General features: G+C 72.1%; 13 protein-coding genes. 8 read left to right on the top strand and 5 right to left on the bottom strand.

Going from position 1 to position 15,608, the window contains the following annotated elements; all coding sequences use genetic code 11:
- Positions 1–77 precede the first annotated feature (77 nt).
- Positions 78–290, top strand: coding sequence for a hypothetical protein (locus ACWCQK_RS05470; protein WP_451152173.1), 213 nt, complete (start codon positions 78–80; stop codon positions 288–290).
- A gap of 59 nt (positions 291–349) precedes the next feature.
- Here the strand turns inward: ACWCQK_RS05470 and ACWCQK_RS05465 are convergent, their stop codons facing one another.
- From ACWCQK_RS05465 to ACWCQK_RS05450, 4 genes are all read right to left on the bottom strand, one after another.
- A complete protein-coding gene (locus ACWCQK_RS05465; RefSeq protein ID WP_451152171.1) occupies positions 350–1,000 on the bottom strand; it encodes a hypothetical protein in 651 nt (216 codons plus the stop codon).
- Between the two features lie 68 nt (positions 1,001–1,068).
- The gene (locus tag ACWCQK_RS05460; protein ID WP_451152169.1) at positions 1,069–3,513 is read right to left on the bottom strand and encodes a dolichyl-phosphate beta-glucosyltransferase; all 2,445 of its coding nucleotides are present in this window, start codon (positions 3,511–3,513) and stop codon (positions 1,069–1,071) included.
- The gene (locus tag ACWCQK_RS05455; protein ID WP_451152167.1) at positions 3,513–4,211 is read right to left on the bottom strand and encodes a GntR family transcriptional regulator; all 699 of its coding nucleotides are present in this window, start codon (positions 4,209–4,211) and stop codon (positions 3,513–3,515) included. Before ACWCQK_RS05455 ends, ACWCQK_RS05460 begins: the two co-directional genes overlap by 1 nt.
- 116 nt (positions 4,212–4,327) lie before the next feature.
- Positions 4,328–5,683 (bottom strand): aminotransferase class III-fold pyridoxal phosphate-dependent enzyme, encoded by a 1,356-nt coding sequence (locus tag ACWCQK_RS05450; protein WP_451152165.1) that lies wholly within the window; start codon positions 5,681–5,683, stop codon positions 4,328–4,330.
- Between the two features lie 209 nt (positions 5,684–5,892).
- Here ACWCQK_RS05450 and ACWCQK_RS05445 point away from each other — a divergent pair, with 209 nt between their 5' ends.
- Together ACWCQK_RS05445 and ACWCQK_RS05440 are read left to right on the top strand one after the other, a co-directional pair.
- Positions 5,893–8,073, top strand: a complete 2,181-nt coding sequence (locus tag ACWCQK_RS05445) for a protein kinase domain-containing protein (RefSeq protein WP_451152163.1) — start codon at positions 5,893–5,895, stop codon at positions 8,071–8,073.
- A gap of 127 nt (positions 8,074–8,200) precedes the next feature.
- Positions 8,201–9,724, top strand: coding sequence for a substrate-binding domain-containing protein (locus ACWCQK_RS05440; protein ID WP_451152161.1), 1,524 nt, complete (start codon positions 8,201–8,203; stop codon positions 9,722–9,724).
- A gap of 139 nt (positions 9,725–9,863) precedes the next feature.
- Here the strand turns inward: ACWCQK_RS05440 and ACWCQK_RS05435 are convergent, their stop codons facing one another.
- Positions 9,864–10,610, bottom strand: coding sequence for an SLATT domain-containing protein (locus ACWCQK_RS05435; protein WP_451152159.1), 747 nt, complete (start codon positions 10,608–10,610; stop codon positions 9,864–9,866).
- A 281-nt stretch (positions 10,611–10,891) separates the two neighbouring features.
- Here ACWCQK_RS05435 and ACWCQK_RS05430 point away from each other — a divergent pair, with 281 nt between their 5' ends.
- The 5 genes from ACWCQK_RS05430 to ACWCQK_RS05410 all read left to right on the top strand — a co-directional run bounded on the left by ACWCQK_RS05430 (position 10,892) and on the right by ACWCQK_RS05410 (position 15,282).
- Positions 10,892–11,236, top strand: coding sequence for a YbaB/EbfC family nucleoid-associated protein (locus ACWCQK_RS05430; RefSeq protein WP_451152958.1), 345 nt, complete (start codon positions 10,892–10,894; stop codon positions 11,234–11,236).
- A 99-nt stretch (positions 11,237–11,335) separates the two neighbouring features.
- Complete coding sequence (gene recR / locus ACWCQK_RS05425; protein ID WP_451152157.1) at positions 11,336–11,935, top strand: recombination mediator RecR; 600 nt, start codon at positions 11,336–11,338, stop codon at positions 11,933–11,935.
- Positions 11,928–12,587, top strand: coding sequence for a DUF5063 domain-containing protein (locus ACWCQK_RS05420; protein WP_451152155.1), 660 nt, complete (start codon positions 11,928–11,930; stop codon positions 12,585–12,587). Before recR ends, ACWCQK_RS05420 begins: the two co-directional genes overlap by 8 nt.
- Before the next feature lie 353 nt (positions 12,588–12,940).
- The gene (locus ACWCQK_RS05415; RefSeq protein ID WP_451152153.1) at positions 12,941–14,215 is read left to right on the top strand and encodes an aspartate kinase; all 1,275 of its coding nucleotides are present in this window, start codon (positions 12,941–12,943) and stop codon (positions 14,213–14,215) included.
- Positions 14,215–15,282 carry an aspartate-semialdehyde dehydrogenase gene (locus ACWCQK_RS05410; RefSeq protein WP_451152151.1) on the top strand — a complete coding sequence of 356 codons (1,068 nt, stop codon included), beginning with the start codon at positions 14,215–14,217 and terminating at the stop codon, positions 15,280–15,282. Before ACWCQK_RS05415 ends, ACWCQK_RS05410 begins: the two co-directional genes overlap by 1 nt.
- Positions 15,283–15,608 lie beyond the last annotated feature (326 nt).

Here is a 15,608-nt window from a genome sequence, read left to right as displayed (position 1 = left end):
CGCCGAACCGCCCGTCGAGCCACCCTCGCGGGGGTGGCCGGCGGGCGGTCGCGCGCGGCGCGGGGTGCAATCGGAGCATGAGAGCGCACCGCGGGACGCTGTGCCGGGGTCCGTACGGCGGCGAGGGCGACCGGCCGCACGAGACGGACTGCGCCGATCCGGCCGTCTTCGAGATAGCCCGGTACGAGAGGCCGCCGCTGCGGGTGTGCCCGGTCCATCTGGGGCCGTCCCTGCTGATGGCGGGCGCGGTGCTGTGGCCGCCGGGGATCACGCTCGTCGGCCGGCCCTGACGTGAGGGCGGGCGGTGCCGCCCGGCGTCGCCCGGGCCGGCCACCGCCGCGCACGACCCTCAGCTGAAGACGATCATCGATCCCTGTGCCAGGCTCCGCGTCGCCGCCGCGTGCAGTCCCAGCCAGACGTGCCGCTCACGGGCGAACGGGCTGGGATCGTACGGCGCCGGCGCGGCCGGCTGCTCCAGTTCCGTCGGCGTGGGCGGGGGGCCCGGGGGCAGCGGCGGGTTCGCCGCGTCGATGCCGATCACCGGGGCGACCAGCTCCAGCTCCCGCAGCAGGGCCTGCGAGGAGCCCAGCGGGCCGCCGCCCGCCAGCAGGTCGTCGTCGGACAGCGGGTGCGGGAAGTCCACCGGCACGTAGGCGCCCGCGTGGTCGTAGTGCCAGACCAGGTGCGACTGCTGGGCCGTCGCCTCGAACATCTCCAGGAGCTGTTCGTAGTCGCCGCCCAGGTCGTCCACCGGCGTCACCGGCAGCCCGCACACCTGGAGGAGGTAGGCGCGGCGCAGGAAGTGCAGCGCGTCGTAGTCGAAGCCGGCCACCGGGGCGACCTCGCCGGACAGGCCCGGCATGTACTGGTACACCGGCACCGGCGGCAGCCCGGCCTCGGTGAGCACCTTGTTGTACTGGGCGAGTTCCTCGGCGAACGGGTTGTCGGGCGTGTGGCACAAGACGTCGACGAGCGGTACCAGCCACAGGTCACAGGCCAAAGAGAGCTCCTCGCTCAGCGTGTAGCACGGCGGTCAGGGAAGGGAAGAGTAGTCGGTGCGGCACGGGTTCAGCTCCCCTCGTGCAGGTCCCATACCCACACCCCGCCCGTCCACCTACCGGGTCGGCCGACCAGCTTTTCCAGGGCCTCGCGCAGCTCGGTGTCGTGGGGCTGCGGGGCGAGCACGAGCACGCCCGCCTTCCAGTAGGCGAAGTCCCGGGCGGCCTGCGCCTTCCAGTTCGTGCCGATCTCCGGGACCTTGCCCGAGTAGCGGATGTCCCGCAGCAGATTGGAGGTGTAGCGCGGGGAGGCGCCGTAGATGCCGACGCGGTCCTCGCCGTAGGGCCCGTTGAAGTAACCGCCGGGAATCCGGAAGCCGAGGTGCGCGACCGTCTGCCAGTGCAGCGCCTCCGCGGCGCCGGGGTCGGGCAGCGGCACCGGGACCAGGCTCTCGCCGGGCCGCACGTACGGCTTCCACATGCCGTCGGCGATGAAGGGCGGGACGTCCACGCGGGGCGTCGACTTCAGCGGTGCGGGGACCAGGGGGAGCAGGGCCAGGGAGACGGCCAGCAGACCGGCGTAGACCGTGCCGGCGCGGCGGATCGCCGCCAGCCGTTCGACCGCGAGGGCGAGGAGCATGCCCAGCACGGGGGCGCAGATCATCGCGACCCGGCCCTCGATGACCGATTCGAAGAGCGGCTTGTCGGAGAGGTAGGCCCAGGGGCCGGGGAAGACCGTGCCGGTCAGCGGCACGCGGATCCTCGGGCCCATCGACAGCACGGCCGCGGCCAGGGCCGTGAACGCCAGCGCCTTGACGACGGCCCGCTCCCACAGCCGTACGACGATCGCGAAGGCGAGCAGGGCCAGTGGCCAGCCGTAGAAGGCGTTCTGTTCGGTCGGGTTGAGGGAGAGGGCGTTCGCGCGGTCCGCGTCGCCCGCGATCAGCGAGCGTTCGGCGAACGAGAGCAGGGCGAGGGGGCTGTTGCCCGCGTTGTCGCCGTGCAGCACGCTGTGATAGCTCCGCGGGCCCGCGAACTGCCAGACCAGCGGGTAGCAGACGAGCGGCAGACAGACCGCGGCGGCGATCAGCAGGCCGCGCAGCAGCGGGCGCCAGGCGGCCCTGGCCACGTCACGGCGCAGCACCCCGTAGGAGACGGCGAACAGCAGCATGCCGATCGACGCGAGCAGCAGCGGCTCCTCGCCGAGGAAGATCTGGTAGGCCGCCATCAGCCCGAGGACCACCGCGTCGCGTACGACCCGGGTGCCCGCGCACAGGCGCAGGGCACGGTCGATGATCAGCGGGATCATGAACAGGATCACGAAGTTGGGGTGGGCGTTGGCGTGGCTGACCATCGGCGGGGCGAAGGCGGCCAGGGAGGCGCCGACGTAGGCCGCCGCCCGCTGCCGTACGACCCGTTTCACGATCAGCCAGTACCAGGCGGTGGCGGTGGCGGCCAGGCCCAGGGCCATGCAGAGGCTGAGCGCGACCGCGGGCCCGAGCAGCAGCGTGACGGGGGCGAAGGGCACCGACAGGCCCAGCATGACCGTGTTGGCCATGAGGTTCACGCCGTCGGGGAAGCCCTGGAGGTCGGTGAACAGCGGATTGCGCAGATGGGAGACGTTGTCGGCGGTCACCGCGAAGAACCATTCCCACTGGTTCTGGTCCTGGAGGGAGTCCTGGAGATAGCGGTGGGCCGGGTCGAAGAAGCGGCCCGAGTACAGGGCCACCGACATGAGGAGGAAGAGGAGCGCCACGAAGGCGTCGGCGGGACGCAGGGCGCGGGCCTTGAGGCGGCCGAGTTCGCCCAGCACCCGGGCGTAGTCCAGGGGCCGCACCTTGGAGCCGGACTGGTGGGACCAGGCCACCGGGACCTCGGCGACCGGCCAGTCGGCGCGGCGGAAGTGCTGGAGGACCTCGACGTCGATGCCCCAGCCGTTGAGCCGGGAGCCGGCGAAGGCGGTCCGCGCGCTGTCGCCGTCGAACAGCTTGAAGCCGCACTGCGTGTCGCGTATCCCCGGGACCGCGACACTGCGTATCAGGAAGTTCCCGGCCCGGCCGAGCAGTTCGCGCAGCCGGTGCTGGCGGGAGCCGATCTCCGCGCCCGGGACCGAGCGGGAGCCGACGGCCGCCGCGTTCCCCTCGCTCAGCGCCTTGTCCAGCTTCTCCAGCTCCTCGATCGGCGCCGCCAGGTCGGCGTCCGTGACCAGCACGCGCCGGCCGCGGGTGGCCGCGACACCGAGCCGCAGGGCGTGGCCCTTGCCCCGGTTGCGGGGGGCGGCGACCAGCTGGATCCGGGGGTCCCGGCGGGCGGTGACGATCTCCCGGGTGGCGTCGGTCGAGCCGTCGTCGGCGACCACGATCTCCCACTCGCCCCAGCGGCCCTCCGGCTCGCCGAGATAGCGGGTGATCGCGTCGAGGGTGGGGCCGAGCCGCTGCTCCTCGTTGTAGGCGGGGACGACGACGGACAGGTCCACGACCGACAGCCCGACGGCGCTCTTCCCGATGCTCCTCATCAGCCGGCCAGCCGTTCCATGAGGGCCAGGGAGTGCGTGTTGTACTCCTCGATCATCAGCCGGGCGGCGGCGAGGTCACGCCGGGCCAGGGCGTCGACCAGCGCGGTGTGCCCGGCCCACAGCAGGCCGCGCAGGTCGGTCACCCGGCGCAGGTCCTGGACCGCGCACACCCAGGACTGCACGCGCAGCCGGTGCAGGAAGCCGACGAGGTAGGGGTTGCCGAACAGGGCGCTGAGCTCGCGCCAGAACCGCAGGTCGTAGCCGATCAGTACGGTCAGGTCACCGGCGTCGGCGGCGCGCTGGGCCTCCTCGCCGCGTCGGCGCACTCCCGCGACGGCGGCGGCGACCCGTGGGTCGCCGAGGTCCTGGAAGCGTTTGTGACCGGATTCGAGGGCGTGGAACATGCCCTCGGTGACCAGCCCGCGGGCTTCCACGATGCTCCGGTAGTCGTCGGCCGAGTACTCGCGCACCCGGAAGCCGCGGTGCTGGTCGGCCTCCAGCAGGCCCTGTGCGGAGAGATCGACGAGCGCCTCGCGCACCGGGGTCGCGGAGACCCCGTACTGTTCGGCGATCTCCTTGACCGTGAACTCCTGTCCCGGCTGCAGGCGGCCGGCCAGCACCTCGTCACGCAGCGCGTCCGCGATCTGCTGTCGCAGGGTGCTGCGGGTCACGGTGCCGTTGCCACTGGGGCCGGGCATGGTCGGGGTGTCTCCCTCGTCACGTGGCAGGGGGCGTGCTCGTCCGAGTCGCTCATGTACATCTACGAGCACGCCACCTTACGCGTTCGGGTTCCCCGGCCGCCCGGGCGATCCGCCTACTCCGTGTGTTCGTCGGCCACGCACAGCGCGGCGTCCAGAGCGGCCAGTCCTTCCTTCAGCTCCGCCTCGCCGGCGTTGCACGGCGGCACGAAGTGCGTGCGGTTCATGTTGATGAAGGGCCACACGCCGTGCTTCTTCGCGGCGGCGCCGAACGCGGCCATCGGCGCGTTCTGCGCACCGGTCGCGTTGTACGGCACCAGCGGCTCCCGGGTCTCGCGGTTCCTGACCAGGTCGAGCGCCCAGAACATGCCGACGCCGCGCACCTCGCCGACGCTCGGGTGGCGCCGCGCGAGCTCCCGCAGCCCCGGCTCGACGACGGACGCGCCCATCCGCGCCGCGTTCTCGACGACGCCCTCCTCGGCCATCACGTTGATCGTCGCGACGGCGGCCGCGCAGGCCAGCGGGTGGCCGGAGTACGTCAGGCCGCCGGGGTACGGCCGCTTCCCGAACGTCTGCGCGATCGCACCGGAGATCGCGACCCCGCCGAGCGGCACGTATCCCGAGTTCACTCCCTTGGCGAAGGTCATCAGGTCCGGCACCACGTCGAACAGGTCGGCCGCGAACCACTCACCGGTGCGTCCGAACCCGGCCATGACCTCGTCCAGGATGAACACGATCCCGTACGTGTCGCAGATCTCGCGCACCCCGGCCAGGTAGCCGGGCGGCGGGACCATGATCCCGGCCGTGCCCGGAATGGTCTCCAGGATGATCGCGGCGATCGTCGACGGCCCCTCGAAGGCGATCGTCGTCTCCAGGTGCTCCAGCGCCCGGGCGCACTCCTGCTCCTCGGTCTCGGCGTAGAAGCGGGAGCGGTACAGGAACGGCGCCCAGAAGTGCACGACGCCGGCCGCGGCACTGTCGGAGGCCCAGCGGCGCGGGTCACCGGTGAGGTTGATCGCCTGCTGGGTGCCGCCGTGGTACGAGCGGTACGCCGAGAGCACCTTCGGGCGGCCGGTGTGCAGCCGTGCCATGCGCACGGCGTGCTCCACCGCGTCGGCGCCACCGTTGGTGAAGAAGATCTTGTCCAGGTCGCCGGGGGTGCGCTCGGCGATCAGCCGGGCCGCCTCCGAGCGCGCCTCGACGGCGAAGGCGGGCGCGAACGTGGACAGGGTCGCGGCCTGTTCCTGGATCGCGGCGACGACCTTCGGGTGCTGGTAGCCGATGTTGGTGAAGACGAGCCCGCTGGTGAGGTCGAGGTAGCGGTTGCCGTCGTGGTCCCAGAAGTACGACCCCTCCGCGCCGGCGACGGCGAGCGGGTCGATGAGCTCCTGCGCGGACCAGGAGTGGAAGACATGCGCGCGGTCCGCGGCCTTCACGGCGGCGCCGGTCCGGGGGTCGGTCTGAGAGGTCATGCGGGCGAGCGTAAGTGTCCGCGATACGGAAGCGGTATCGGCGTCCTGTCTGCGGTCGGGGGCTTTCCGCGACAGGTTGTCCACACCGCACGCCCGCGCCGCCGGCGGCGGGACCGCCGCGCGACCGTGCGGACTGCTCCCGCCAACTCCTCCCGGGGCCGCACTATTCTCTGTGCGTTGCACACCTATGGGGGGAAGGCGGCGCAGCCATGGAGATGCTCGGACCGGGAGATCCGCCGCGGATCGGCACCTACCGGCTGCTGGCGCGGCTCGGGGCCGGCGGCATGGGATACGTGTATCTGGCGCGGTCCGACCGCGGGCGGACCGCCGCCGTGAAACTGGTGCGCCGGGAGCTGGCCGAGCGGGAGGAGTTCCGGGCGCGGTTCCGGCAGGAGGTGCGGGCCGCGCGACGGGTCGGCGGGTACTGGACCGCGCCGGTGCTGGACGCGGACACCGAGGCGCCGGTGCCGTGGATCGCCACCGGGTACGTCGCCGGGCCCAGCCTCCAGCGGATCGTCGGGCACGACCACGGAGCCCTGCCCGAGCGGTCGGTGCGGATCCTCGCCGCCGGGCTCGCCCACGCGCTCGTGGACATCCACTCCGCCGGGATCGTCCACCGCGACCTCAAGCCGTCCAACGTGCTGGTGACCATCGACGGTCCCCGGGTCATCGACTTCGGCATCGCGCGGGCCATGGAGACGACGGCCGAGAGCGGTCTGACGAGCACCGGCTCGCTCGTCGGGTCGCCCAATTTCATGGCGCCCGAGCAGGTGCGCGGCGACCGGGTCACGCCCGCGTGCGACGTGTTCTGTCTCGGTTCGGTGCTCGCCTACGCCGCGACCGGCGCGCTGCCCTTCGGCTCCGCCGACAGCGGGGTGCACGCGCTGATGTTCCGTATCGCGCAGGAGGAGCCCGACCTGACCGGCGTGCCCGAGGGCATCGCCGACCTGGTCCGCGACTGCCTGCGCAAGGACCCGGCGGCCCGTCCGTCGCTCGGCGCGCTCCTGGAGCGGACCGGCGCGCAGGACACGGTCTCCGGCGGACGCTCCCGCGACCCCTGGCTGCCCGCCGTACTGGTGGCCCAGCTCGGCCGACACGCGGTACGGCTGCTGGACAGGGAGGATCCGGTGGGGCCGGCGGGGCCGGTGGATCGGGCTGGGTTGTCGGGGTCTGCGGGTCCAGGGGGTTTGGTGGACCGGTCGGGGTCGGTGGGGCCTGCGGGTTCGGCGGGTGCTGTGGAGTCTGCGGGTTCGGTGGGGTCTGTAGGTCCGGTGGGGCCTGGAGGTCCCGTGGGTTCGGCGGCGCCCGCGGATCGGGTGCATCCCGAGGACCCGGTGGACCGGTCGGGGTCGGTGGGGTCCGCGGGTTCGCCGGACCGGTCGGGTTCGCCGGACCGGTCAGGTCCGTCAGGTCCGTCAGGTCCAGCGGGTCCGGCGGGTCCCGTGGGCCGGGCGGAGGCCGTGGGGCCGGTCGAGCCGGAGGACCCGCAGCGGGCGGTCACCGCCCGGGAGGCCCTGCCCGAGCACGCGTCCGCCGCGGACGACGTCTCCCCGCCGGACGCGGGCCCCGGACAGCCGCCGACGTCCGCGGTGACTCCGGCGAACGCGTCGGCACCACCGCCCGCCCACCCCTCCTACGGCCACCCCCAGCAGCACCCCCACCCGGCCTACGGCCACCCCGGACACGCCACGCCCACCGGTGTCCCGGCGCCGTACAACCCCTACGGCGACCCCGGCGCCACCTCGCCCTACGGACCGCCGCCCGTCGGCTCCACCCTGTTCCACCCGTCCGGCCTCCCCGAGGAGCCGCAGCGCCCGAACGGCCGGTCCACCGTCGTCCTCGTCCTGATCGCCCTGGTCGTCGCGCTGGCCGCGGGCGGCTCGGTTTTCGCCCTGATGAGCGGCGCCGGCCGTCCCGGCGCGGACCCCACCACCCCACCGGCGGGCGGCGCGCGCACCTCGCCGGACGCCACGGCCCCCGGATCGTCCCGGCCGCGGCCCTCGGCCTCCGGGGCGAGCTCCGCCGCGCCCGGCGACGGTGTCGTTCCCGAGGGGTACGTCGGCACCTGGGCCGCGACGATCGACGGCGCCGGCGGCGCGAACACCCGCCGGCTGACCATCCGGCAGGGCGAGGTGGGCGAGGCGCTCCTCACCCTGATCGCCGACGGCCCCGCCGGAACCGGCGTCTACCACTGCGAGTTCACGGCCCGGCTCACCCGGGAGCCCGGCACGCGAGGCCCGTTGGAGATCGGCCCGTCCACCGTGACGTCCGGCGAGCCGCGCTCCTCCTGTTCGCCGGGCGGAGCCACCCGGGTGACCCTGCTGCCCGGCGGCGGCCTGGAGCGGGTGAACACGAGCACCGGAGAGCAGCTCACGTACGTCAGGCAGTGACGAAGTGGACGTCACGGCAGGACAGTTGAACGTACGGCGAACTTCGCAGGTACGGACCGGAAGGCCCCCTCCGGCGGCCGTACGGTGACCCCACGATTCGGCTCCGGGGAGTTGCGGGGGCACCCAGGTGGAGTGGCTGAGCGCAGAGAACGTCGTCGCCGTGGGGACCGCGGTCATCGGTATCGTCGCGTCCGGTGCCATGGTCTGGTACGAGCGCCGAGTGCCGCGCCGCAAACGGATCGGCTACCGCGTACAGATGGACAACCCGATCGGCGACGACGTCAGATCGGGGCGGGCCAGCAGACGGCTGGGGCTGTTCGACGAGGCCCCCGGCATGACCGACGCCACGCTCGTCCTGCTGCGGATAGAGAACGACGGCTCGCAGAGCATCGTCGACAGCGACTACACCGGACGTGAACTCCACGGCCTGACGGCGGTGTTCACCGACCGCACCATCCGGGGCGTCTCGGTCACCCAGCCGCCCGAGACCGACCACCTCATGGATCACTTCACCCCGGCGGCCGGCCTCGGCTACGAGGGCAACGCCCTGCGCATCCCGCGCGTCCCGCTCAACCGCGGCGACCACTTCAAACTGCTCGTGCTGCTCTCCGGCGGCGACGTGGGCCGCGAGATCCGGCTGAGCGGCGGCATCCGGGACGGCGAGGTGCACCCCAACCGCAGCGCGACCCCGGACGAGAAGCCGCCCCTGTTCAGCCGGGCGGCCCGGCTGATCTCCATCATGCTGACGCTCAGCGTGCTCACCCTCGCCGCCCTCGTCGTCACCCGCGACGACACCCCGCCGCCCATCGGCTGCGCCCACGGCACCCTGACGATCACCGGGTCGACGGCGTTCGCGCCCGTGCTGAAGGAGGTCGCGCAGAAGTACCAGCGGGACTGCGAGGGGTCGGCCGTCGTGGTCGACGCGCACGGTTCGACCGCGGGCGTACGGGAGCTGGCGGCGGCCGGCGCGCAGAGCGAGGGCGCACCGCCCGTCGTGGCCCTCTCCGACGGCCCCAAGCCCAGCGACATGCCCGAGCTGCGGGAGAACCGGATCGCGGTGTCGGTCTTCGCGCTCGTCGTCAACGACAGGATCCCGCTGCGGAACCTGTCGACGCGGGACGTGCGGCGCCTGTACCGCGGCCAGATCACCAACTGGAAACAGCTCGGCGGTCCGGACCTGCCGGTGCACCTGGTCAGCCGGGACGCCAACTCGGGGACCCGGCAGGTCTTCCAGCGCCGGGTGCTGGGCCGCGGCGAGATCGCCAACTCCTCCGTCGACTGCGTCCACAAGGACGATCCGACGGCCCCGGTGATCCGCTGCGAACTGGACTCGACGGACCAGGTGCTGGCGACGGTCGCCGAACTGCCCGGAGCGGTCGGCTACAGCGAGCTCACGGTGGCCGACCGCGCGCCGGGCCTGCACCATCTGAACCTGGACGCCGACCCGCCGTCCGTCGACGCGATCGAACACGGCACGAGCGCCTACCCCTACCGCGAGATCGAGTACGCCTACACCTACGGCCGGCCCCCGGCCGACTCCCTGGCGTCGAGTTTCCTGACCTACCTGTCGCGGGGGAACGGCCAGGACGTGATCCGCACCCACGGACACATTCCGTGCTGGACGCCGGAGGGGATGAAGCTCTGCGCGTAGCACCCGTCCGGGGTCCGGGGGCGCGTGGCACCCGTCCGCGGTCCGGGGCGCGTACCCCGTCCGGAGTCCGGGCGCGTATCCCCTGTCCGGAGTCCGGGGCCCGCCTACCCCCGGCGGAGGCAGGTCCCGGCGCCAGGGCTTACCGCGGCTCGGGCGGCCGCTGCCTCGGCATGTTCGGCCGGGAGGGGCCCGGCGGCAGCGGGAAGCGCCCGTGGCCGCCCCCGGCGTCCTGCCGGGGCACGGCGGCCACCGCCGACTGGATCCCCAGCGGCGCCGACCCGGTCCGGAACTCCACCATCCAGTCGGCGGTCTCGGTGCGCACCAGCTCGGTCATGTCCTCCGAGAACCGCCGCAGCACGCCCAGGCACCGGTCGGCGGCCTCGCTCGCGGTGCCCTCGGCCGGCCCCAGCACCTCGCGCACGCTCTCCGAGGCCCAGTCGAACTGGAGCAGCTGAAGCCGGCGCTGGATCGCCTGCGCCGTCGCCACGTCCCTTATCCACCCCGACGTCACCCCGAAGAACCGGTCGACGCCCACGCAGGCCCCCGCCAGCAGCAGCGCCAGATATCCCCAGGGCGCCACCCCGCCGACGACCCCGGTGAAGTCCAGGAACGGCAGCGCGGCCCCAGAGACCGCCCCGGCCGCCGCGCCCGTGCGCAGCGTCCACGCGCCCCGCCGCTTGCCCACCCGGTCGGCCAGGTACCAGGAGGCGGTCTCCAGCGCCCCGCGCTCCACCCACCGGTACAACTCGTCCAGCCGCTCGGCCGGCTCCCCCCAGTCCCCGAGCGGAAACACCCGCCCGGTCAGATCGCCCGGCCGCAGCCCGGCCGAGCCCTCGTCCCGCCCGTCCTGAGGCGGACCCTCGGGCTGCATCTCCGGCTGACCCACCCGGCACTCCCTACTGATCCCGACCGATCACGTTGCGTCACACCGTGGCACGGCGAACCGTGACAGTCGTTGCTGATGCGCCGCACCCTTCCTACCGCCCAATGGGTGGCGAAGAGGCAGGTTTCATGGCTTTTCCGCCCGTAAGAGGGCCTTGATCAGGTATAGGACGGACAAACGAGTCACTCGAAAGAGTGCTGGAGCGATGCCTGCCTGGACCACGTAGGCTCGTGCCAGGTGGGGACGACCCCGCCCCGACAGCCGTACGAAACCAGGAGCTGATCGTGATTCCCGGTGGTGGCCAGCCCAACATGCAGCAGCTGCTCCAGCAGGCCCAGAAGATGCAGCAGGACCTGGCGCGGGCACAGGAGGAACTGGCGCAGACGGAGGTCGACGGCCAGGCGGGCGGCGGCCTGGTACGGGCGACCGTGACGGGCTCCGGTGAACTCCGCGCCCTGAAGATCGACCCGAAGGCGGTGGACCCGGAGGACACCGAGACCCTCGCCGACCTCGTCGTCGCGGCCGTCCAGGCGGCCAACGAGAACGCGCAGGCCCTCCAGCAGCAGAAGCTCGGCCCGCTGGCCCAGGGGCTGGGCGGCGGCAGCGGTATCCCCGGCCTGCCGTTCTGACGTTCGTACCGGGAGAGGCGCGCATCGCCTTCCTCGAACCGGCGGCCGCCAACTACGGTACGTACTGAAAGACCCTGAAGACCCAGGAAGGGCAGTCCGTTGTACGAAGGCGTGGTCCAGGACCTCATCGACGAGCTGGGGCGGCTTCCCGGCGTCGGTCCCAAGAGCGCGCAGCGGATCGCCTTCCACATCCTCCAGGCGGAGCCGACGGACGTACGGCGGCTCGCGCAAGCCCTCCTCGAAGTGAAGGCGAAGGTCCGCTTCTGCGCGACCTGCGGCAACGTGGCGCAGGAGGAGCTGTGCGGGATCTGCCGCGACGCCCGCCGGGACCCGACGGTCATCTGTGTCGTCGAGGAGCCGAAGGACGTCGTGGCCGTCGAGCGCACCCGTGAGTTCCGCGGCCGCTACCACGTCCTCGGCGGCGCGATCAGCCCGATCGAGGGGGTCGGCCCGGACGACCTGCGGATACGGGAACTCCTGGCCCGCCTGGCCGACGGCACGGTCACCGAGCTGATCCTGGCCACGGACCCGAATCTCGAAGGCGAGGCGACAGCGACGTACCTCGCCCGCATGATCAAGCCCATGGGCCTGAAGGTCACCCGCCTGGCCAGCGGCCTCCCGGTGGGCGGCGACCTGGAATACGCGGACGAGGTCACGCTCGGCCGCGCCTTCGAGGGGAGACGACTCCTAGATGTCTGACGCCACGCTCCACGCGACCGAGCGGAACCCGGACGACTTCGCGGTTCAGATCGCGGACCAGATCGAGAGCTTCTTGGTGGCCGTCACCGAGGTCGCGAAGGGCGACGAGCCCGACTCGGCCGTCCCCTTCCTCCTCCTGGAGGTCTCCCAGCTCCTGCTGGCGGGCGGCCGGCTCGGCGCGCACGAGGACATCGTCCCCGACGAGCGCTACGAGCCCGACCCGGGCCCGGAGCCGGACGTGGACGACCTCCGCGAGAACCTGGCCCGTCTCCTGGAGCCGATCGACGTCTACTCCGAGGTCTTCGACCCCTACGAGCCCCGCAAGGCGCCCGTCCCGGCCCGGATCTCGGACGACCTCGCGGACGTCATGGCCGACCTGCGCCACGGCATGGTCCACTACCGGGCCGGCCGCACCTCGGAAGCCCTGTGGTGGTGGCAGTTCTCCTACTTCTCCAACTGGGGCACCACGGCCTCGGCGACCCTGAGGGCCCTGCACTCCGTCCTGGCCCACATCCGGCTGAACCAGCCCCTGGAGGAACTGGACGGCCTGGACACGGACCAGGACATGGGCGACGAGACGCTGGAGTTCGAGGCCGGCCGGGTGATGGCTGAGGAGATCGCGGGACCGCTGGGGCTGGGCCAGACCCAGTGACGTGACGTCCGTGCGGGCCGCCTCGGGGGCGGACCGCACGGCCGCTGCTCTACGGCGGGCCGGTCCTGCTGGCCGGTTCCGCGGGCCTGTCCTGCGGTCCGGCTTCGCGGCCCGGCAGTTCTCCTGGCGTCGATCGTGATCGTCGTGAAGCCCGGGCCGGGGTCTGAAACCCACGTCACAGCGATCTCCTGTGTGCCCCCGGTGTCAGTGGGCAGGGAGTGTTCTGGAACGGCGACCGGACATCTCACCATGCGGGACCGCAGGGGTGGAATTCGGGCGCTCGATAGACTGAGCCGACCCGCGGTACACCGGCGTATACGCGGGCAAGCAGACAAACTGAGCGAGGAGCGCACGTGGGCCTTGTCGTGCAGAAGTACGGAGGCTCCTCCGTAGCCGATGCCGAGGGCATCAAGCGCGTCGCCAAGCGAATCGTGGAAGCCAAGAAGAACGGCAACCAGGTGGTTGTCGTGGTCTCCGCGATGGGCGACACGACGGACGAGCTGATCGATCTCGCCGAACAGGTATCCCCCATGCCTGCCGGGCGTGAGTTCGACATGCTGCTGACCGCCGGGGAGCGGATCTCCATGGCCCTGCTGGCCATGGCGATCAAGAACCTGGGCCACGAGGCCCAGTCGTTCACCGGCAGCCAGGCAGGCGTCATCACCGACTCGGTCCACAACAAAGCCCGGATCATCGATGTCACCCCCGGCCGGATCCGCACCGCGCTGGACGAGGGCAACATCGCCATCGTGGCCGGGTTCCAGGGCGTCAGCCAGGACAAGAAGGACATCACCACGCTGGGGCGCGGCGGGTCCGACACCACGGCCGTGGCCCTCGCCGCCGCCCTCGACGCCGAGGTCTGCGAGATCTACACCGACGTCGACGGCGTGTTCACCGCCGACCCGCGCGTGGTGAAGAAGGCGAAGAAGATCGACTGGATCTCCTTCGAGGACATGCTGGAGCTCGCCGCGTCCGGCTCCAAGGTGCTGCTCCACCGCTGTGTGGAGTACGCCCGCCGCTACAACATCCCGATCCACGTGCGCTCGTCCTTCTCGGGGCTCCAGGGCACCTGGGTCAGCAACGAGCCGAAGCAAGGGGACCAGAAGGTGGAGCAGGCCATCATCTCCGGTGTCGCGCACGACACCTCCGAGGCCAAGATCACGGTCGTCGGCGTGCCGGACAAGCCGGGGGAGGCCGCCGCGATCTTCCGGACCATCGCCGACGCCCAGGTCAACATCGACATGGTCGTGCAGAACGTGTCCGCCGCCGCCACCGGTCTGACGGACATCTCCTTCACGCTGCCCAAGACCGAGGGCCGCAAGGCCATCGACGCCCTGGAGCGCAACCGGGCGGGCATCGGCTTCGACTCGCTGCGCTACGACGACCAGATCGGCAAGATCTCCCTGGTCGGCGCGGGCATGAAGACCAACCCCGGCGTCACCGCGACCTTCTTCGAGGCGCTGTCGGACGCGGGCGTGAACATCGAGCTGATCTCGACCTCCGAGATCCGTATCTCGGTCGTCACGCGCGCCGACGACGTGCCGGAGGCCGTCCGGGCGGTGCACTCCGCCTTCGGACTGGACTCCGAGAGCGACGAGGCCGTCGTCTACGGAGGCACCGGCCGCTGATGGCCACAACCGGACGCCCCGGACGACCGGCGCTGGCGGTCGTGGGAGCGACCGGTGCCGTCGGCACCGTCATGCTCCAGATCCTGTCCCAGCACGCGGACGTCTGGGGTGAGATCCGCCTGATCGCCTCCCCGCGCTCGGCCGGCCGCAAGCTGGCCGTGCGCGGTGAGGAGGTCGAGGTGGTGGCCCTGACGGCGGAGGCCTTCGACGGTATCGACGTCGCCATGTTCGACGTGCCCGACGAGGTCGCCGCGCACTGGGCGCCGGTCGCCGCCGCCAAGGGCGTGGTGGTCGTGGACAACTCGGCCGCCTTCCGGATGGACCCGGAGGTGCCCCTGGTCGTGCCCGAGGTCAACGCGCACCGGGCGCGGGTGCGTCCGCGCGGGATCATCGCCAACCCGAACTGCACCACCCTGTCCATGATCGTGGCGCTGGGCGCGCTGCACGCCGAGTTCGGGCTGCGCGGACTGGTCGTCTCGTCGTACCAGGCGGTGAGCGGGGCGGGCCGGGCGGGCGTGGCGACCCTGCGGCAGCAGCTGTCCCTGGTCGCCGGCACCGAACTGGGGGCCGGTCCCGGTGACGTACGGCGGGCCGTCGGGGACAACACCGGGCCGTTCCCGGAGCCGGTGGCGCTGAACGTCGTGCCGTGGGTCGGGTCGCTGTGCGACGACGGTTGGTCCTCGGAGGAGATGAAGGTCCGGGACGAGTCCCGCAAGATCCTCGGACTGCCGGAGCTGCCCGTCGCGGTGACGTGTGTACGGGTGCCGGTCGTCACCACGCACTCCCTCACCGTCCACGCCCGCTTCGAGGGCGAGGTGACCGTCGACCGGGCCCGCGAGATCCTCGCCACGGCGCCCGGCGTCGTCCTGTACGACAACCCGGACGCCGGTGAGTTCCCGACCCCCGTCGACGTGGTGGGCACCGACCCGACCTGGGTGGGGCGGGTGCGGCGGTCGCTGGACGACCCCACCGCGCTGGAGCTCTTCGTGTGCGGGGACAATCTGCGCAAGGGGGCCGCGCTCAACACCGCCCAGATCGCGGAGCTGGTGGCGGCCGAGTTCGCCTGAGGCCCGCGCGAGGCTGCCCGACGGGAAAAGCGCTGGCAGCGAGCGCGCAGGTTTGTAGAATCCTTAACGAAATGTGAGTCGGTCGATGGTCCGGACCACTTGAATCATCGGGCCTCGGCATCCGAAGATTTTCTCCCCGCCCTCCGCAACCGCGCCGAGGGCGGGGAGCGTCTTTGCGGTCGCCCTTCCGGAGCGTGGGGACGCGTGTGATCCAGGCGTGGGGACGCCGTGGTGTGGGCGTGGGGACGTCCACCGTATGGGACATAGGGGAAGAGCGGGACGCATGAGGGCATTTGAGGCAACGTCAGTTGTGCTGCCTGACGCGA

Source organism: Streptomyces sp. NPDC002306, from assembly GCF_053593435.1.
The sequence above is the reverse complement of the archived record's forward strand: the minus strand, read 5'-3'. Positions and strand labels throughout refer to the sequence as shown.